Source organism: Pseudomonas sp. NY15364, from assembly GCF_048068235.1.
Taxonomy (GTDB): Bacteria; Pseudomonadota; Gammaproteobacteria; order Pseudomonadales; family Pseudomonadaceae; genus Aquipseudomonas; species Aquipseudomonas mendocina_D.
Genome location: NZ_JBLUPX010000001.1, coordinates 38,634 through 57,051, shown reverse-complemented (window position 1 = coordinate 57,051; position 18,418 = coordinate 38,634). Strand labels below are relative to the sequence as shown.

At 62.4% G+C, this 18,418-nt stretch carries 15 protein-coding genes and 1 pseudogene; 4 read left to right on the top strand and 12 right to left on the bottom strand.

Features of this window, described 5'->3' with window-relative positions; all coding sequences use genetic code 11:
- Window positions 1-140: 140 nt before the first annotated feature.
- Genes ACNFCJ_RS00290 through ACNFCJ_RS00275 form a run of 4 tightly spaced genes read right to left on the bottom strand, consistent with a single transcriptional unit; the run spans window position 141 to window position 6,230 of the window.
- Complete coding sequence (locus ACNFCJ_RS00290; RefSeq protein ID WP_416769139.1) at window positions 141-1,328, bottom strand: ATP-binding protein; 1,188 nt, start codon at window positions 1,326-1,328, stop codon at window positions 141-143.
- Window positions 1,322-1,933: a chemotaxis protein CheB gene (locus tag ACNFCJ_RS00285; RefSeq protein WP_143504961.1), complete on the bottom strand. Its 612-nt coding sequence runs from the start codon at window positions 1,931-1,933 to the stop codon at window positions 1,322-1,324. The genes ACNFCJ_RS00290 and ACNFCJ_RS00285 overlap by 7 nt, the downstream gene beginning before the upstream one ends.
- On the bottom strand, window positions 1,930-2,739 hold the full coding sequence (locus ACNFCJ_RS00280; protein WP_416769137.1) for a CheR family methyltransferase: 810 nt from the start codon (window positions 2,737-2,739) through the stop codon (window positions 1,930-1,932). The genes ACNFCJ_RS00285 and ACNFCJ_RS00280 overlap by 4 nt, the downstream gene beginning before the upstream one ends.
- The gene (locus tag ACNFCJ_RS00275) at window positions 2,739-6,230 is read right to left on the bottom strand and encodes a response regulator (protein WP_416769136.1); all 3,492 of its coding nucleotides are present in this window, start codon (window positions 6,228-6,230) and stop codon (window positions 2,739-2,741) included. The genes ACNFCJ_RS00280 and ACNFCJ_RS00275 overlap by 1 nt, the downstream gene beginning before the upstream one ends.
- Window positions 6,231-6,361: 131 nt before the next feature.
- Between ACNFCJ_RS00275 and ACNFCJ_RS00270 the strand changes: the two genes are divergently transcribed.
- A complete protein-coding gene (locus ACNFCJ_RS00270) occupies window positions 6,362-6,754 on the top strand; it encodes a response regulator (RefSeq protein ID WP_013713337.1) in 393 nt (130 codons plus the stop codon).
- A gap of 51 nt (window positions 6,755-6,805) precedes the next feature.
- A complete protein-coding gene (locus ACNFCJ_RS00265) occupies window positions 6,806-7,474 on the top strand; it encodes a DUF3313 domain-containing protein (protein ID WP_416769134.1) in 669 nt (222 codons plus the stop codon).
- Here the strand turns inward: ACNFCJ_RS00265 and ACNFCJ_RS00260 are convergent, their stop codons facing one another.
- Together ACNFCJ_RS00260 and ACNFCJ_RS00255 are read right to left on the bottom strand one after the other, a co-directional pair.
- Window positions 7,475-8,257 carry an N-acetylmuramoyl-L-alanine amidase gene (locus tag ACNFCJ_RS00260; RefSeq protein ID WP_013713335.1) on the bottom strand — a complete coding sequence of 261 codons (783 nt, stop codon included), beginning with the start codon at window positions 8,255-8,257 and terminating at the stop codon, window positions 7,475-7,477.
- Window positions 8,254-8,844 (bottom strand): MarC family protein, encoded by a 591-nt coding sequence (locus tag ACNFCJ_RS00255; protein WP_416769132.1) that lies wholly within the window; start codon window positions 8,842-8,844, stop codon window positions 8,254-8,256. The genes ACNFCJ_RS00260 and ACNFCJ_RS00255 overlap by 4 nt, the downstream gene beginning before the upstream one ends.
- A gap of 229 nt (window positions 8,845-9,073) precedes the next feature.
- Between ACNFCJ_RS00255 and ACNFCJ_RS00250 the strand changes: the two are divergent.
- Window positions 9,074-9,845 (top strand): annotated as a pseudogene (locus tag ACNFCJ_RS00250) (solute carrier family 23 protein); the annotation flags it as partial.
- Here the strand turns inward: ACNFCJ_RS00250 and ACNFCJ_RS00245 are convergent.
- The 5 genes from ACNFCJ_RS00245 to ACNFCJ_RS00225 all read right to left on the bottom strand — a co-directional run bounded on the left by ACNFCJ_RS00245 (window position 9,840) and on the right by ACNFCJ_RS00225 (window position 14,295).
- Window positions 9,840-11,672: a GGDEF domain-containing protein gene (locus ACNFCJ_RS00245; protein WP_416769130.1), complete on the bottom strand. Its 1,833-nt coding sequence runs from the start codon at window positions 11,670-11,672 to the stop codon at window positions 9,840-9,842. The pseudogene ACNFCJ_RS00250 and the gene ACNFCJ_RS00245 overlap by 6 nt on opposite strands.
- Window positions 11,673-11,677: 5 nt before the next feature.
- Window positions 11,678-12,550, bottom strand: a complete 873-nt coding sequence (locus ACNFCJ_RS00240) for an endonuclease/exonuclease/phosphatase family protein (protein ID WP_125834779.1) — start codon at window positions 12,548-12,550, stop codon at window positions 11,678-11,680.
- A 21-nt stretch (window positions 12,551-12,571) separates the two neighbouring features.
- Complete coding sequence (locus ACNFCJ_RS00235; protein ID WP_416769128.1) at window positions 12,572-13,198, bottom strand: thiol:disulfide interchange protein DsbA/DsbL; 627 nt, start codon at window positions 13,196-13,198, stop codon at window positions 12,572-12,574.
- A gap of 150 nt (window positions 13,199-13,348) precedes the next feature.
- Complete coding sequence (locus ACNFCJ_RS00230) at window positions 13,349-13,954, bottom strand: c-type cytochrome (protein WP_017676420.1); 606 nt, start codon at window positions 13,952-13,954, stop codon at window positions 13,349-13,351.
- A gap of 50 nt (window positions 13,955-14,004) precedes the next feature.
- Window positions 14,005-14,295 carry a c-type cytochrome gene (locus ACNFCJ_RS00225; RefSeq protein WP_179575945.1) on the bottom strand — a complete coding sequence of 97 codons (291 nt, stop codon included), beginning with the start codon at window positions 14,293-14,295 and terminating at the stop codon, window positions 14,005-14,007.
- Between the two features lie 243 nt (window positions 14,296-14,538).
- Here ACNFCJ_RS00225 and yihA point away from each other — a divergent pair, with 243 nt between their 5' ends.
- The gene (gene yihA / locus ACNFCJ_RS00220) at window positions 14,539-15,180 is read left to right on the top strand and encodes a ribosome biogenesis GTP-binding protein YihA/YsxC (RefSeq protein ID WP_416769126.1); all 642 of its coding nucleotides are present in this window, start codon (window positions 14,539-14,541) and stop codon (window positions 15,178-15,180) included.
- Between the two features lie 441 nt (window positions 15,181-15,621).
- Here the strand turns inward: yihA and polA are convergent, their stop codons facing one another.
- Window positions 15,622-18,417: a DNA polymerase I gene (gene polA, locus ACNFCJ_RS00215; protein WP_416769125.1), complete on the bottom strand. Its 2,796-nt coding sequence runs from the start codon at window positions 18,415-18,417 to the stop codon at window positions 15,622-15,624.
- Window position 18,418 lies beyond the last annotated feature (1 nt).

Below are 18,418 nucleotides of genomic sequence, written 5' to 3'. Positions count from 1 at the left end.
CACGACTGATTTTGCAGCGCTCATGCCAACATCAAATCACCAATAATATCCTTATAAATCAATGACTTATTAACTTTCAAAATTGCCTGCCTCATGCACTTTGCAAGATGCATGAATTACGACACGTGCAATTTGCACGATCAGCTACGACGCGGCAGCACGACACTGAAGCAGGAGCCCTCGCCGAGGCGACTGCTGAGCTCGATACGGCCACCGTGGGCCTGGACGATCTGCTCGCTGATGAACAAGCCAAGTCCAAGCCCTTGGGCGACGCTGGTACCGGATACCCGCTCGAACTGCTCGAATACGCGCGCCTGATCCTCTTCCGAGATACCCAGGCCCTGATCGCGTACTTCGGCACGAACCTGCTCACCCGCTGCCGCGACCCGTACCGATACCGGCTTGCCGCTACCGTAGCGCAAGGCGTTAGTCAGCAGGTTGGCGAGAACCTGCTCGATGCGGAACTCGTCCATCATCACCGGGGCCGGCCCCTCCACGTGCAGGTCGATAGGCGTACCGGTATTGGTGTACTGCGCAGCCAGGCTCTCTACCACGCTGCCGGCCAACACACCGAGGTCACCCGGTTCCGGGCGCACGGAAAGCTTGCCGGTACGGATGCGCGAAACATCCAGCATGTCGTCGATCAGGCGGCTCAGGCTGCGGATCTGCCGCTCGTCGCGGGCGACCATCTCCCGTAGCTTGTCGGCGGTGAAGGCGTCCATGCGCCCCTGTTCCAGGCGCAGCCGGCGCAGTTGCACATCGAGGATCAGACCGTTGAGCGGCGTACGCAGCTCGTGCGAGGCGATGGACATGAACACGTCGCGCATCTCCACCGCCTTCTGCAGCTCGGCCTGTGTCTCACGCAACTCGGCAAGCAACGCTTCCTGCTCGCGGCGCGCGGCCTCGACCACCTCCAGCTGCATGCTCAGCGCCTTACGGTGGCGGTAGAGGTCGACGAACATCGCCACCTTGCTGCGTACCTCGAAGGGCGACAGCGGCTTGTGCAGGAAGTCCACCGCGCCGCTCTCGTAACCCCGAAAAGCATAGTCCATGTCGCGCCCGACCGCGCTGACGAAGATGATCGGAATGTACTTGGTCTTCTCCGTGCCACGCATCAGCTCAGCCAACTCGAAGCCGTTCATGCCCGGCATCTTCACGTCGAGAATGGCCAGGGCGAATTCGTTTTCGAGCAGTAGCGACAAGGCCTCATCGGCACTGCTGGCCTGGAACACGGTGCGATCCTCGCTCTGGATCAGCGAACGCAGTGCCAGCAGGTTTTCCGGCAGGTCGTCGACGATCAGCACCTTGGCTTCAATCTTCCTCAGCATGGCAGGGTATCCAGTTCGGCCAGCAGCAGGCGCATGGCATTGATAGGGAGGAGAAAATCCGGTTTGAGCAGCGCCAGCGCGGCATTCGGCATGGTGGGCACCAGCGCGTCGGCCGGGTCCTGTACCAGTGTCAGACCACCGGCCTGCTGAACAACCAGCAGGCCGGCAGCGCCATCCTCGTTGGCGCCAGTCAGCAGCGCAGCAGCCAGGTGCTCGCCGTAGGCATCGGCCGCAGACTCGAAGAGGATGTCGATCGAGGGCCGGGAGAAATGCCGCGGCTCCTCACGACTGAGGGAAAAGCTGCGCTCGGTTTCGATGGACAGGTGGTAACCCGCGGGCGCCACGTAAACCATGCCGCGGCGCAGGTATTCCTTGTCCTCGGCTTCCTTGACCGGCAGCCGTAGGCGCCGGGCGAGCAGGTCTGCCAGCAGGCTGTCGTTGCGATCCGGCTGATGCAGCAGGCACACCACCGGCAGCCGGTAGTCCGGCGGCAGGTCTTCGAGCAGGCTGAGCAAGGCTTCCACGCCGCCGGCAGAAGCACCGATCAGCAGCGCCTGCAGCGGCGCACGAACCTGGCCGCGGAGGTTGATCCGCTGGCTGCTCATCGCTTGCGAAAAATCCGCTCGGGGCGCGACACGGCTTCGAAGTGCCGAGCGTAGGCGGAGAAATCCAGGCTTTCCTTGCTGCCCAGGCCGAGAAAGCCGCGATGACAGAGGGATTCGTGGAACAGACCGAGGGCACGGTCCTGCAGGTCGCGGTTGAAATAGATAAGCACGTTGCGGCACGACACCAGATGGGTTTCGGCGAACACGCTGTCGGTGGCCAGGCTGTGGTCGGCGAAGGTCACGTTGGCGCGCAACGACTTGTCGAACAGCACGCGGTCATAGGCCGCTGAGTAATAGTCGGAAAACGCCCGCTTGCCGCCGGAGAGCTGGTAGTTCTGTGTGTAGGTGCGCAGGTTGTCGAGGGCGAAGATGCCCTGCTCGGCCTTTTCCAGCGAGTGCGGGTTGATGTCGGTGGCATAGATCATGGTGCGCTCCAACAGGCCTTCCTCGTGCAGCAGGATGGCCAGGGAGTACACCTCCTCACCCGTGCTGCAGCCAGCCACCCAGACCTTCAACGACGGATAGGTGTGCAGCAGCGGCACCACCTGCTCGCGCAGGGCCAGAAAGTAGTCGGGGTCGCGGAACATCTCGCTGACCGGGATGGTGAGGTACTGCAACAGCTGCATAAACGCCTGCGGCTCGTGCAGGATGCGCTCCTGCAGCGCCGAAATGGTCGGGCAATCAAGCTGGGTCTGCGCCTGGCGTACACGGCGCTTGAGCGAGGCCTTCGAGTAATCACGAAAGTCGTAGTTGTAACGCAGATAGATCGCTTCGATCAGCAGGCGCAGCTCGATCTCGTCAGGCATCACAAACGCTCCAGCTTGGGCATCCACACGCGGATCAGGGAGAACAGGCGATCCAGGTCGATGGGCTTGGCCAGGTAGTCGTTGGCGCCGGCCTCGCGGCAGCGCTCCTGATCATCCTTCATCGCCTTGGCCGTTACCGCAATGATCGGCAGGTTTTTCCAGCGTTCTTCCAGGCGAATCTGCCGGGTGGCTTCGTAGCCGTCCATCTCCGGCATCATCACGTCCATCAGCACCAGGTCGATGTCGTCATGCTCGCGCAGCTTGGCCAGCGCCTCATGGCCGTTGCGCGCCACTTCCACCGAGGCGCCCTTCTGCTCCAGCGCGCTGGACAGGGCGAAGATGTTGCGCACGTCGTCATCGACCAGCAGCAGGCGGCGGCCCTCGAACAGTTTGTCGCGGCTGCGCGCCGTCTTGAGCATACGTTGATGCTCGCTGGACAGCTCGGCCTCGACCTTGTGCAGGAACAGGGTGACCTCGTCCAGCAGCCGCTCCGGCGAGCGTGCGCCCTTGATGATGATCGAGCGCGAATACTTGAGCAGCTCGGCTTCCTCGTCGCGGGTCAGGTTGCGCCCGGTGTAGACGATCACCGGCGGGAAGGAGCAGATGTCTTCCTCGGCCATGCGTCGCAGCAGCTCGTTGCCAAGCATGTCAGGCAACTTGAGGTCGATGATCATGCAGTCGAAGACGGTCGTGCGCAGTTTCTCCAGCGCTTCGCCGGCCAGGGCCACGGCGGTGATCTCGATGTCCTCGTCGCCGATCAGGCGGGCCACGCTGTCGCGCTGCAACGGGTCGTCCTCAACCAGCAGGACGCGTTTCACCTGCTGGTTGAGCTTGGCCTCCAGCTTGCCGAAGACTTCCTTGAGTTGGTCGCGGCTGGTGGGCTTGAATGCATAACCGACTGCGCCGAGGTGCAGGGCAGCCTCGCTCTGGTCCTCGACCGAGACCACGTGCACCGGAATATGGCGAGTCTGCGCATCGTCCTTGAGGCGCTGCAGCACGCTGAGGCCGGAACCATCGGGCAGACGCATGTCGAGCAGGATGGCGTCGGGTCGGTACTGCCGCGCCAGCTCCAGGCCTTCGTCGGCGCATGTGGCGACCAGGCAGGCGTAGCCGAGCTCATGCGCCAGATCGAAGAGAATGCGGGCGAAACGCACTTCATCCTCCACCACCAGCACGCGACGACCACCGCGCTCGTCGAGTTGCCCGCGATCATCGGCGAAAGGCGCCGGAGTCCGCGGCATTGGCGCAGCAGCAGCAGGAATAGAGGCCGCCGGCACCGGGAGCGGTGCCGAGACCTGCGGCATCGGCTTGCTCTTAACGGCGTCTTCGACCATCCGTTCGGGCAGCAGCAGGGTGAAGGTACTGCCCTCGCCCGGCACGCTGCTGACGGTGATCGAGCCACCGAGCAGCCCCGCCAGATCTCGCGAGATGGAAAGCCCCAGACCGGTGCCGCTATAGCGGCGGTTGGTGGTGCCATCGGCCTGGCGGAAGGCCTCGAAAATCGCCTCTTGTTGATCCGCCGCGATGCCGATGCCGGTGTCGCGTACGGCGAAGGCCAGGTAATGATCATCCTGACGCGACACACTGAGGGTCACGCCGCCGCGATCGGTGAACTTGAAGGCATTGGACAGCAGGTTGCGCAGGATCTGCTCGGCGCGTTGGCGGTCGGTGAACAGCACCTGTGGCAACTCGCCCTGCTCCTCGATCTGGAAGCTCAGGCCGCGCTCACCAGCCAGGGGCACGAACACATCGCGCAGGCTCTCCAGCATGCTGGCCAACGGCGTGCGTTCAGGGCGCACCTCGAGCTTGCCGGCCTCGACCTTGGCGATGTCGAGGATGTCATTGATCAGGTTGAGCAGGTCATTGCCGGCCGAGTAGATCGATTCGGCGAACTTGACCTGTTCGTCGTCGAGATTGCCTTTGCCGTTCTCCGCCAGCAGCTTGGCCAGGATCAGCGAACTGTTGAGCGGCGTGCGCAGCTCATGGCTCATGTTGGCGAGGAATTCGGACTTGTAGCGGCTGGCACGTTGCAGCTCTTCGGCACGCTCTTCGAGCTGCGCCTGGATGCGGCCGAGCGTGGTATTGCGCTGGTCCAGCTCGTCGCGCTGGTCAGCCAGCGTCTGCGCCTGCTCGGAGAGTTTCTCATTGGTCTGCTCCAGCTCGGCCTGCTGGGTTTCCAGGTGCGCCTGGGATTCCTTGAGCACCCGCGCCTGCTGCTCCAACTCCTCGTTGGCGGCACGCAGTTCTTCCTGCTGGGTCTGCAACTCCTCGTTGAGCTGCTGGGTCTGGCCGAGCACCTCTTGCAGGCGCTGACGATAACGCGCGGCCTCCAGGGCCATACCGACGCTGCCGGCGATGGCTTCGAGGAACTCGCGCTCACGCGGATCGAGCTTGCGCATGAACGCCAGCTCGATCACGCCGTTGACACTGTCTTCGGACTGCAGCGGTACCAGGGCAACGCTGACAGGCTGCCCCTCGCCGAGACTCGAAGCCACCTTGATGTAATCCGCCGGCAAGTCATCCAGGCACACCAGACGACGGCCTCGGGCAGCCTGGCCAACCAGCCCCTCGCCGTTGTAGAACTGCTCCTTGAGGCTGGCGTCCTTGCTGAAGCCATAGCCGGCAACCCGTCGCAGATCACCCGTGTGGGCATCACGCAGGTACAGGGCGGCGACCACGCAGTTGAGATACTCGGCGAGAAACTCGAGGGAGCGGTCAGCCAGTTCCTGCACCTGAGGCTGACCGAGCAGGCGCTCCGACAGCAGGGTCTGGCCGCCACCCAGCCAGGCGCGACGTCGTTGCTCCTCGCCGTACTCGGCTTGTCTGGCCATGGCCTGGGAGTAAGTCTGCGAGAGACTCATCAGCTCACGACGACCAAACAGCGCCAACAAGGCGCTGAACAGGATGCTCACCACCAGGTAGATGCCGGCGCCCCAGAGCGTGGTGCTGCTGACATCGGCATTGCGTTGCTGACGCAGCTCTCGCTCGCTGTTGATGAAGGTGTCGAGCTCGCGGCGCATGCCATCGGTGAGGTTCTTGCCGCGCCCTCGTCCCACCTCGGCCATGAAATTGCCGCCATCGCGACGACTGCCGATGACTTCCTGAGCGAACAGGTCCCACTGTTCCTGCAATGCCAGCAGGCGCTCCAGCCGCTGCATCTGTGTCGGGTTGTCACCGACCATGTCGATGAGCTGCTCGGTCAGCGGACGAAATTTGCCGCGCGCCTGTTCATAGGGGGCGAGGTAGTCCTCGTCGCCACTGAGCAGGAACCCGCGCATGCCGGTTTCCAGATCCAGGGTCAGCTTGTACACCTCGCTGGCCCGGTTCAGCACCTGGTCGGTGTGCTCGACCCAGCGAATCACATTGAGCAGGTAACCGATCAACAGCGCAAAGAACAGGGCGCCGACCAGACCCAGGCCGAGCGGTAGCCCGACGTTACGATTGAGAATTCGGCGAAAACCTTTTTCGTCCATTGCGGACTCATTCGACATTGGGACGTCCATTCGATGATTGTCTCGCTTCTTCTTATCTATCGGGGGAAGGCGTGTGGCACACTGACCGCGTGCAGACTCCGAAGTTTGCCAAACATTTGCGTATTCTGCGCGCTGAAACAGAGAGCCTCATGACCGAAACCGATTGCGCCAGTGCCAAGACCATCCTGCTGGTCGAAGACGACGATGTCGTGCGCGAGCTCACCGCGGAGGTGCTCGGCGAGTTCGGTTATCGCGTGCACGCCCTGCGTGATGGTCCCAGCGCGCTCGATCTGTTGCGCAGCGGGCAGCGGGTCGATCTGTTGATGAGCGATATCGGCTTGCCCGGCATGGACGGGCGCGAACTGGTGGAAACCGCACGCCAGCTGCAACCGACCCTGCCGGTGCTGTTCGCCAGCGGCTACGACGAACGCGAACTGCTCGAGGCCGTGCGAGCTCGCGACAGCGCAGCCGCCACCGACAGCATCGTCAAACCCTACGATTTCAGGTTGCTGGCACAACGACTGGGCGAACTGGCGGGCTGACGGAGCGGCATCTAGTCTGATTTTCAGACCACTGGACAGGAGAGTCCGCCGATGCGTTACGACACCCCGCTTCGCCTGGGCCTTCTCGCTGGCTTGCTGCTCTCCGGCTGCGCCAGTCAGACCACCCAACCCACGCAGTTCTCCGGCTACCTCGCCGATTACTCCCAGCTCCAGCCTGCCACCTCGGCCACTGGAGCACCGGTGCTACGCTGGATTTCGCCGCGGTTTCGCAGCGAGCGCTACACCTCGGTCTACGTCGAGCAGCCGAGCTTCTACCCCGAACCCATGCCCAGCGATCAAGTCAGCGACCAGACGCTGGAACAGGCGCGTGACTACCTGCACCAGGCACTGCTGCGCGAGCTCAAGGACGGGCGCCTGAAGCTGGTCGACACGCCAAGCATGGATAGCCTGGTGCTGCGCAGCGCGATCACCGGGGTCAACGTCTCGACCGAGGGGATCAAGGCCTACGAGGTGATCCCCGTGGCCCTGGTGATCGCCGCAGCGAGCACGGCTGCCGGCACCCGTGACCGCGACACCGAGATTTTTATCGAACTGGAAGCACTCGATGCCCGCACCAGTGAACCGGTGCTGCGGGTGGTGCGCAAAGGTCATGGCCTGACGCTGGCCAACAGCAGCACCCAGTTGACCCTGGACGACCTCAAGCCGGTACTGGATGTCTGGGCACGCGACGCGCGGGACTTCCAACCCGGCCTGCGCTGATCAGCCGGCCGCCTGCAGATTGAGCACCAGCAAGCGCGCTGCGGTTTCCGCGTCCGGCTGACCGTCGTAGTTGGCCGGACGATACTTCATCTGGAAGGCCGCAATGACATTGCGCGTCGCCTCGTCCAGCTCGCCATGCTGCGGCACCGTATAACCCTGCTGCGCCAGCTGCGCCTGGAACCACTGCACGCTGGGCAGGCTGGTGCTGAACAGCGCCTGCTGGCGCGCCACCGCGCCTTCGTTCGGCCAGGGCACCAGCCCCTCGTCGGCCAGTCGCTTCCAGGGGAACAGCGGGCCCGGATCGACCTTGCGCTGCGGCGCCACGTCGCTGTGCGCAATGATCGAGCCCAGCGGTAGTTGATGACGCTTGACGATGTCCTTGAGCAATACGATCAAGGTGTCGATCTGCTGCGGCGCAAAGGGCTGCCAATAGCGCCCGGCAGGCGTCTGGTAATAGCCCTGGTTGACCAACTCGATGCCGATGGTGGTGCTGTTGAGCCAGGTGCGCCCTTTCCACTCGCTGACCCCGACGTGCCAGGCACGGCGGTTCTCGTCCACCAGGCGGTAGACGGTCGGTGGCGCATCACCAATCAGGTAGTGACTGCTGACCTCGGTCTGCGTCAGCAGCTCGAGCGAACGCTGCAGATCAGCGGAGGTGTAGTGCAGTACGACGTACTGCACGCGGCTGTTCTGGCCAGTCGCGGTATGGCTGTCGTCAATTCGCAGGCCACCGGCACAACCAGCGAGCAGAACAAGAACGAGGGCAAGGCAAAGAGACTTCATGCGTGACCGAATACGCTTTGCAGGTTGTCCAGCAGCATGTCGACGCTGAGCATGATCAGCAGCATCCCCATCAGACGCTCCACTGCCATCAACCCGCGGTTACCTAGGAACCGCTGCAGGAACGAAGCCTGCAACAGAATGAATGCCGTCGCCGCCCAGGCCAGGATCAAGGCCAGATAAAGCTCCCAGAGCGGCCCGGTGTGGGTGTTGCGCAGGGTCATCAGCACCGCGAGTGCCGAAGGCCCTGCCACCGCAGGCGTCGCCAGCGGCACCAGCATCGGCTCACCGTCCGGCACGTCACCGAGCAGGCCCTGCGGGCTGGGAAAGATCAGGCGCATGGCGATGACGAACAGGATGATACCGCCGGCGATGGCCGTTGCCTCGCGCGAGAGCCCGAGGCTGGTGAGGAATTTGTCACCAAAGGTGAGGAACAGCAGCAGCAGGCCAAGGGCGAACAGCAGTTCGCGCGTGGCAATCCAGATGCGCCGGCGCGGCTCGACGTTCTTCAGCGCGGCGATGTAGATGGCGATATTGCCGAAAGGGTCGGTGACCAGAAAGATCAGCACGGCGATGCTGAAAATGTCCATGGGTATCTCCGCTGACAGGTGCGCATAGTCTAGGGCCTGCGGGGGGCGTCTCGCGAGTCGGCGCGCGCACCTAATACCTGCTTTTTTAGCCGGGGCGGACTGTTAATGACCGAAAACGCAGCGGCGTTCATGGAAACGACCACCTGTAGAATTGTATACAAAGCAGTAGCCAAGACATTCACAAAATGTCTACATTGACCGAACAAGAACAACAGCGAGTAGTTTTTCCATGACCTCCACCGCTCCGCGCCCCGAGGACGAAAACCTCGGTATCGGCTCCAACTTGCTCTACGGTCTGCAACACGTACTGACCATGTATGGCGGCATCGTTGCCGTGCCATTGATCGTCGGTCAGGCGGCCGGCCTGTCACCTGCCGATATCGGCATGCTGATCGCGGCCTCACTGTTCGTTGGCGGCGCAGCTACCCTGCTGCAGACCATCGGCCTGCCGTTCTTCTATTCAGCAAGGTAGGCAGCGCCACTATCTCGCGCCTGTCGATCCTGCTGGCGATGGTGATCGGCACGCTGGTCGCCCTGGCATTCGGCATGGCCGACTTTTCCAAGGTCAGTGAAGAGCCGGTGTTGGCCTTCCCGACTCCATTGCATTTCGGCGTGCCGGTGTTCGAGGTGGCGCCGGCATCGTGCTGTTCGGTACGGTCGCGGCCAGCGGCATCCGCACCCTGGCCAAGGTGTATTACCGCAACAACATGAATCTGGTAACCGTCGCCACCTCCATCGGTTTCGGCATGATCCCCATTGGCATGCCCAGCTTCTATCACCATTTCCCGACCTGGTTCGAAACCATCTTCCACTCCGGTATCAGCTCGGCGGCGATCATGGCGATCCTGCTCAACCTGCTGTTTAACCATTTCACCACCGGCAACTCGGACCAGCAGTCGGTATTCGTGGCAGATACCGAGCGCAGCCTGCGCTATCGCGACATCGCCGCCCTGCACGAGGGTGACCACTTCATCGGCGGCTGGATTTACGCCGACTCAGGCCTGTTCAACGCGGTTGCGCCCAGCACCCTTGGCTCGATATAGCGCCTGATCGGCGCGCTCGAAGGTATCCTCGGTGGCCTCGTCATTGCGAAACTCTGCAATGCCGGCAGAAAGAGTGATGGTCACCGGCTCGCCCTTGAAGTGGAACGGACAGGCTTCGACCGCTGCACGCAGGGTTTCCAGCAATTGCACGCCTCCCTCCAGCGGTGTGCCCGGAATCAGCAGAACGAACTCCTCGCCACCGAAGCGGGCAATGAAATCGGTCTTGCGCAGACGTTTGTGCAGTTCACCGGCAATGATCTTCAGCACTCGATCCCCTGCCAGGTGACCGTAGCCATCGTTGATACGCTTGAAGTGGTCGATATCCAGCACCGCCATCAGCAACTGGCCGCCATAGCGCTGGCGTCGGGCAGTCTCCAGGTCGAGGCGCTCGCTCCAGGCCGCGCGATTAGGCAAGCCGGTCAGAGGGTCGAGCAACGATTTCTGCCGCTGCTCCTCGATATGTTGGCGAAACTGTTGCGCCTCGAGCTCCATTTCAGCGACACGCTTGACCAGACCCTGCAGCCGTTCCGCCACGTCATCCTCACCACTGTCGCGCTGACGCTGATGATTGCTGACGCTCTGCAGCAGGCCCTCCAGACGCTGCTCCAGCGCTTGCTTGAGCGCGTCCAGATCGGCCGCCTCCTGCACGCTGTTCTGCAAGTCGCTGACCTGATCGCGCAACTGCTGGTTGAAGTGGCGCGTGCTTTCCACCGAGGCGGTATAACCCTCATGCGCTTCACTGAGGGTGCTGATAAAGGCGGCCAGGCGCTCGTTGAGCTGCTTGAGATAACCGGCGAACTCACGCTGGCCACTGTCGGTGACTGCCAATACCAGCACAGCCAGATCGTCCAGCACGGGTACCAGTTCGTACCAGTTGAGGTTGCCCTCCAGACGCTGGCGCAGCGCATCGCCTTGCGGCTGATGACGTGCCGGCAACTCCAGCTCGTCGAGCAGGCTGCGCAAGCTGCTGGCGATATGCGGGGCCACCGCGCTGTATCCGGGTTCGCTGCTGGGCAGGGAGAACGGGCTGTCGCCTGCATCCTCCGGCGGCACCAGGCCAGGCGGCAATGGCAGGCTGTCGAGCATGGGCGCGGCGTCGTTGGCCTGATGCTTTCTCTTTGCCAAGCTGGCAACCGCCGCTGGCTCGCTCGCAGGCATGAGGACCGCTGGCGTGCGCTCTGCACTCTCGGAGACAGTGGCAGGCTCAACCTCAGGCTCAGATATAGGTGCAGGTGCAGTGTTCGCGATCTCTTCGCTGCTTTCACCACGCGAGCCGAAGAGGCGCTGCAGCAAGCCGGGTTGTTCCTGCACCGGGGCTTGCAGAACGCTCAGCGCCTGCCCTTGCAGGTTGCTCAGTTGGCTGAGCAATGCGGGCAACAGATACTGGTGGCTGGTGGCGTCCTGCAGTTGTTTGCCGAGTGACTTGAGTACCTTGCGTACCTCACGCGGCGGCTGCAGACGTTGCAACTGTTCGATCAGGCACGCCAATGCCGTGGCGGCCTCGCCGGCACGCTGCTGACGGCGCTGCTCGGAATCCAGCACGGCCTTTTCCAGACGCGGGATAAGGCTGCCCAATGCAGCGTCCATATCGTCGCGGCGAAGAATTTCGCGCATTTCCTGCATGCACTGATCGACCGCCTTGTCCGCGCCCTCGGCGGCCAGGCTGCTGCGCACCAGCCCCCGGCGCAGCAGATCCAGGCGCAACTCCCAACGGCGGTCGAGCTTCTCCTGCTGTTCCAGGCTGCTCAGGTACTTTTCTTTCCAGCGCTGCGCGTCATCGCTCATACGGCTTACTCGGGAGATGGCGTCTTCAGCATAGGCATTTGCGCGCCATTCTGTGCTTCCGGCAGGCGGATTTCCACGGCAACGGGAAGGTGGTCGGAAATAGGCTGGCTGAGCACGTCGACACGCCCCAGTTCAAGCTCCGAGCTGAGCAGGATATGGTCGAGACAGCGCTGCGGGCGCCAGCTGGGGAAAGTCGCCTCGACCTGCGGTGCGAGCAGGCCGAGATCGCGCAACGGGGAGTTCTCCAGCAGGTCGACAGCTTGTGTGTTCATGTCGCCCATGAGCACCAGGTGGCGAAACTCGCTGACACGCTCACGAATGTAGGCCAGTTGCCGCGTTCGGGTGCGAGCTCCCAGCGCCAGATGCATCATCACTACACCCAGTGCATGCTCACCCTCGCCCAAACGCAGGAAGATCGCACCGCGCCCAGGCGGGCCGGGGAGCGGATGGTCTTCCAGCAGAGAGGGACGCAAACGGCTGAGCACGCCATTGCTGTGCTGGGCGAAGCGCCCGAGATTGCGATTGAGCTGTTGGTACCAGAAAGGAAAGGCCCCCTGCTGGGCCAGGTACTCTACCTGATTGATGTAGCCAGAACGCAGGCTGCCGCCATCGACCTCCTGCAAAGCCACCAGATCGAAGTCGGCGAGCAGATCACCGATGCGCTGCAGGTTGCCGGCACGCCCGGCGTGGGGCAACAGATGCTGCCAACTGCGCGTTAGGTAATGGTGATAACGCTGGGTATTGATGCCAACCTGGACATTGAAACTGAGCAAGCGCAACAGGCCGTCAGCTGGCCAGTCGGCATGGGGCGAACAGTGCGGGTTGATCTGCGGATCGCACAGACCAACCGCACGTGTCTTTCGCCAGCGGCGCAACATGCTTCGCGCCTGCGGCCGCGCTTAGAGCGCCTCGCGTTCCTTGGCGATCAGGTGGTCAGCGACCTGCAGGGTCTGCTGCGGACCACCGGCCGAGCCCAGGTCGAAGCGATACTTGCCGCCCACGACCATCACCGGTACGCCAGTGATCTGGTAGGCCATGGCCAGTTTCTTGGCCTTTTCCATCTGGCCTTTGACGGCGAAGGAGTTGAAGGTCTTGAGGAAGGCATCACGATCAACGCCCTGGGTGGCGACGAAATCGGCAAACTCTTCGGCCGAAGCCAGCTTCTTCTTCTCCTGGTGGATGGTGTTGAACACGGCGTCATGCACCTTGTGCTCGACCTTCATGCTTTCCAGGGTGATGAACGCCTGACCATGCACGTTCCAGATACCACCGAACAGCGCCGGCACGCGGACGAAGTTGACGTCTTCCGGCAGCTTCTCGACCCAGGGGTTGAGAGTCGCTTCGAACTGATAGCAGTGCGGGCAGCCGTACCAGAACAGCTCCACCACTTCGACCTTGCCAGGCTTGGACACCGGCACCGGGCTCTTCAGCTCGACGTACTGCTGGCCAGCCACCGGCTCGGCATGAGCAGTGATACCGAACAGACTGCTGAGGGCCAGAGCGGCGCCGAGAATCAGGTTACGCATGGAGTACTCCTTGGTAGTAGGCATCGCCTCGTGGCGAATCGCTAGTAAGACCGGACGACACGAGGCAGGTTCCGGCCATTGTAGCCGCGGCGCAAATGAAAAAGGGTGGCCGTAGCCACCCTTTGTCTTGCCAAAAGCAACGATGGTCCGTCAGTGCAGGCCCTGGATGAAGCTGGATACGGCTTCAATATCCTTGTTGCTCAGTTTGGCAGCGATGGCGCGCATGATCATCGCGTCGCCGTCGTTGGTGCGGTTGCCTTCGCGGAAGTCGGTCAGCTGCTTGGCCACGTACTGAGCGTGCTGGCCGCCCAGGTGTGGGAAGCCGGCAGCGGCCAGGCCAGCGCCGTTGGGCGAATGGCAACCGATGCAGGATGGCATGCCCTCTTCCAGCTTGCCGCCACGGAACAGTGCTTCACCACGCTCGACCAACTTGGGATCGGCGGCACCAACGCTCATCTTCTGACTGGAGAAGTAAGCGGCGATGTCAGCCATATCCTGTTCGCTGAGGTTGTCGAGCATGCCGGTCATTTCGACCACCGGACGGGCACCGGACTTGATGTCGTGCAGCTGCTTGAGCAAGTAACGCTCGCCCTGACCGGCCAGCTTGGGGAAGTTTGGTGCAGGGCTGTTGCCATCGGCGCCATGACAGGCACCACAGACAGCGACTTTGCCCTGACCGGCTTCGGCATCGCCAGCAGCCTGTGCCACGCCAGTGAGGCCCAGGGTCAACAGCAGACTCACGAGTACTTTGTTCATCAGCTAATCCAATTACGGCTAAGAGAGAAAGGGTTATCGAGCGGGCTTACTCACTCGGTCATCAGCTTGATGACCGCCTGGTAATCCTCGGCCGAGCAGTCCATGCACAGGCCGCGCGGCGGCATGGCATTCAAACCATTGGTAACGCTTTGCACCAGTGCATCCATGCCCTTGGCCAAACGCGGCTCCCATGCGGCCTTGTCGCCCTTCTTGGGCGCCGTGGGAATCTGGCCGTTGTGACAAACGCCACACGCACGGTCGTACACAGCTTGCGGATCCTGAGCAGCATAGCCGTTGAACGACAACATCATAACGGCAGCAGCAAGCAGCATTTTCTTCATCAGATCAACCTCATCAGGGTTGGGAACGTCCTGCTTTCTATCGAGCAGAGATTTAATCGCTCCCGGCAATTGGGTTCCTGCGGGTGGGACAAAGCGCACACAAAATCTGCGGCATTATATACTGGCAACACTGAAACGGAAACGACGCCCCCTGCCGCCCCCTCTGGAGCGCAGCAGGTGCGCGGAAATGTCGCAAGCCCTCGAACCACTGAACAGGAATCGAGGCATCCACCGGATACCCCCATGCTCCCGAAAAATCCCATCATCGGTCTGTGCCAGCAGGCCAGCTTCCTCATCAGTGCCGCCAAGGTCGACCAGTGCCCCGAGGACAGCGGCCTGGAGGTGGCATTCGCCGGCCGCTCCAACGCTGGCAAGTCGAGCGCGCTCAACACCCTTACCCACGCCAGCCTGGCGCGCACCTCGAAAACACCGGGACGCACGCAGTTGCTCAACTTCTTCCGCCTGGACGACGAGCGTCGCCTGGTCGACCTGCCCGGCTACGGTTATGCCAAGGTACCGATCCCGCTCAAACAGCACTGGCAGAAACATCTGGAAGCGTATCTGGGCAGCCGCGAGAGTTTGAGCGGCCTGGTGTTGATGATGGATATCCGCCATCCGCTGACCGAGTTCGACTGCATGATGCTGGACTGGTCGGTAGCCAGTGGCATGCCGCTGCATATCCTGCTGACCAAGGCCGACAAACTGGCTTTCGGCGCAGCGAAGACCACCTTGCTCAAGGTGCGCCAGGAAATTCACAAGCAGTGGGGCGATGGCATCAGTATCCAGCTGTTCTCGGCGCCTAAGCGCATGGGCGTGGAAGAAGCGCAGATGGTGCTGGCCGGCTGGTTGGATCTGTTGCCGGAAGAGGATGAGGAACAGGAGTAGGGTGCGACGCACACCCGGCATGCACGGTCTGCTCCCTCTCCCATTTATGGGAGAGGGCTGGGGAGAGGGTGGTTCAGGCGACGCTCGGCATCGCCGGATAAACCCTCTCCCGCCCTTCGGGCACCCTCTCCCGGAGGGAGAGGGTCATCAGAATGCCGCTAGCGGCCTTTTTACAGGCAAAAAAAACCCCGAGCTTCGTATGGGGAGGGAGAAGTTCGGGGTTCAAGGTCTGAACCGCTAGGGCGGGGTTCAGATGTCTGCCAACACTTAACACAACAAAGGAGCATTGAAGGGCTTAACGGCCATTCATGAACTCTGACCAGGTGGGTTTGCAGAAAGTTCATCGCCGTCTTAAAAACCATTTGCAATAAGAAAACGCCTTTTGATTCCCTGAAACCCAAAAGCTAGAGCGGCCGCGGCTCTAAGCCGCGGCGACGAGCCTCAATGCGCCTCGTCCCAATTGGCGCCGACGCCGACTTCCACCAGTAGCGGTACATCCAGGTCGGCGGCGCCACTCATCAGGCTCTTGAGTTTGGCGCTGACCTCGTCGATCAGTTCCTCACGCACCTCCAGCACCAGTTCGTCGTGCACCTGCATGATGATGCGTGCATCGATGCCGCTGTCCTGCAGCCAGCTGTCCACGGCGATCATGGCGCGCTTGATGATGTCCGCAGCGGTGCCCTGCATCGGCGCATTGATCGCCGCGCGCTCGGCGCCCTTGCGCATGGCCTGGTTCTGCGCGTGGATCTCCGGCAGATACAAGCGACGGCCGTAGACCGTCTCCACATAGCCTTGCTCGGCAGCCTGCGCGCGGGTGCTTTCCATGTAGGTCAGCACCCCCGGATAGCGGGCGAAGTAGCGGTCGATGTAGGCCTGCGCCTCCTTGCGTTCGACATCGATCTGCTTGGCCAGGCCGAAGGCGCTCATGCCGTAGATCAGGCCGAAGTTGATCGCCTTGGCCTTGCGCCGCTGGTCGCTGGTCACCTCTTCCAGTGCCACACCAAACACCTCGGCAGCAGTGGCCCTGTGCACGTCCAGGTCATGGTGGAAGGCATCGAGCAGACCTTTGTCCTTGGCCAGATGAGCCATGATGCGCAACTCGATCTGCGAGTAGTCCGCGGCCATCATCTTGTAGCCCTTGGGCGCCACGAAAGCCTGGCGGATGCGCCGGCCTTCGGCGGTGCGGATCGGGATGTTCTGCAGGTTCGGGTCGCTGGAGGACAGGCGGCCAGTGGCGGCGACCGCCTGGTGATAGCTGGTATGGATACGCCCGGTGCGCGGGTTGATCTGCTCCGGCAGCTTGTCGGTGTAGGTGCTCTTGAGCTTGCTCAGGCTGCGGTACTGCATCAGCACCTTGGGCAGTTCGAAATCCTGCTCGGCCAGTTCTGCCAGCACCGCTTCGGCGGTGGAGGGTTGGCCCTTGGCAGTCTTGCTGATCACCGGGTAACCGAGCTTTTCGTAGAGGATCACGCCGAGTTGCTTGGGTGAGGCCAGATTGAATTCCTCACCGGCGATCTCGAACGCCTTGCGCTCCAGCTCCACCAGTTTCTCGCCCAGTTCGACACTCTGTTCGCCGAGCAGCTTGGCATCGACCAGTGCGCCGTTGCGCTCGATACGCGCCAGCACCGGTACCAGCGGGATTTCGATGTCGCGCAGCACCTTGGCCAGCGACGGCACAGCTTCGAGGCGTCCCCAAAGCTCCTGATGCAGACGCAAGGTCACGTCGGCATCCTCGGCAGCGTACGGGCCGGCTTGTTCCAGGGCAATCTGGTCGAAGGTCAGCTGCTTGGCGCCCTTGCCGGCGATGTCCTCGAAGCGGATGGTGCTGTGGTTCAGGTACTTCAGCGCCAGGCTGTCCATGTCGTGACGTGTGGCGGTGGAGTCCAGCACGTAGGATTCGAGCATGGTGTCGAAGGCCACGCCCTGCACCGTGATCGGTGTGCTGGCGTTGGCCAGGACATTGATGTCGTACTTGGCGTGCTGGCCGACCTTGGCCTTGGCCGGGTCTTCGAGGATCGGCTTGAGCGCCTTGAGCACCGCGTCGCGGTCGAGCTGCTGCGGCACGCCCATGTAGGAGTGCGCCAGCGGGATATAGGCCGCTTCGCCGGCCTTGACCGCGAAGGACAGGCCGACCAGTTGCGCCTGCTGGGCGTCGATGCTGGTGGTCTCGCTGTCGAAAGCGATCAGCTCGGCCTGCTCCAGCTTATTCAACCAGGCATCGAACTGCGCCTGCTCCAATACCAGCTGGTAATCACCACTGCTGGCTGGTGCTGGCTCGGCGGTTTCCTCAACGGTGTCACCAGTCGGCTCGGCGAACAGATCGCCAGCCGGCGCAGCAGCCTTGGCCGCCAGCGCCTTGTTCTGGCGCAGCAGGTCGTCCAGCCAGTTCTTGAACTCCAGCTCGCCGTAAAGCTCCACCAGCGCGGCCTGATCCGGCTCGCCGGGATGCAGCGATTCGATTTCGATATTCAGCGGCACGTCGGTCTTGATGGTCGCCAGCTGATAAGACAGGTAAGCCATCTCGCGGTGTTCCTCGAGCTTGGCCGGCAGGCCCTTGGCGCCTCGGATCGGCAGCTCGGGCACCTTGTCGAGGTTGGCGTAGAGCACGTCGAGGCCGCCGCCGATACCAACCAGCAAGCCCAAAGCGGTTTTCTCACCGACACCAGGCACACCCGGAATGTTGTCGACCTTGTCGCCCATCAGCGCCAGGTAGTCGATGATCAGCTCAGGGCCGACACCGAATTTCTCTTTCACGCCATCTGCGTCGTAGACGCTTCCGGTCATGGTGTTGACCAGCGTAACGTGCGGGCAGACCAGTTGCGCCATGTCCTTGTCGCCGGTGGAGATGACCACGTCGCGCTTTTCCCCGGCTGCCTGACGGGCCAAGGTACCGATCACATCATCGGCTTCGACGCCTTCGACGCACAGCAGCGGCAGCCCCAGGGCGCGCACGCTGGCATGCAGCGGCTCGACCTGGACGCGCAACTCATCCGGCATGGACGGGCGATTGGCCTTGTACTCGGCGAATAGCTCATCGCGGAAGGTGCCGCCCTTGGCGTCGAAAACCACGGCAAAGGGGCTGTCCGGGTACTGTTTGCGCAGGCTCTTGAGCATGTTCAGCACGCCCTTCACCGCTCCGGTGGGCATGCCTTTGGAAGTGGTCAGCGGCGGCAGGGCGTGGAAGGCGCGGTACAGATACGAGGAACCGTCGACCAGAACGAGAGGGGCTTGGCTCATG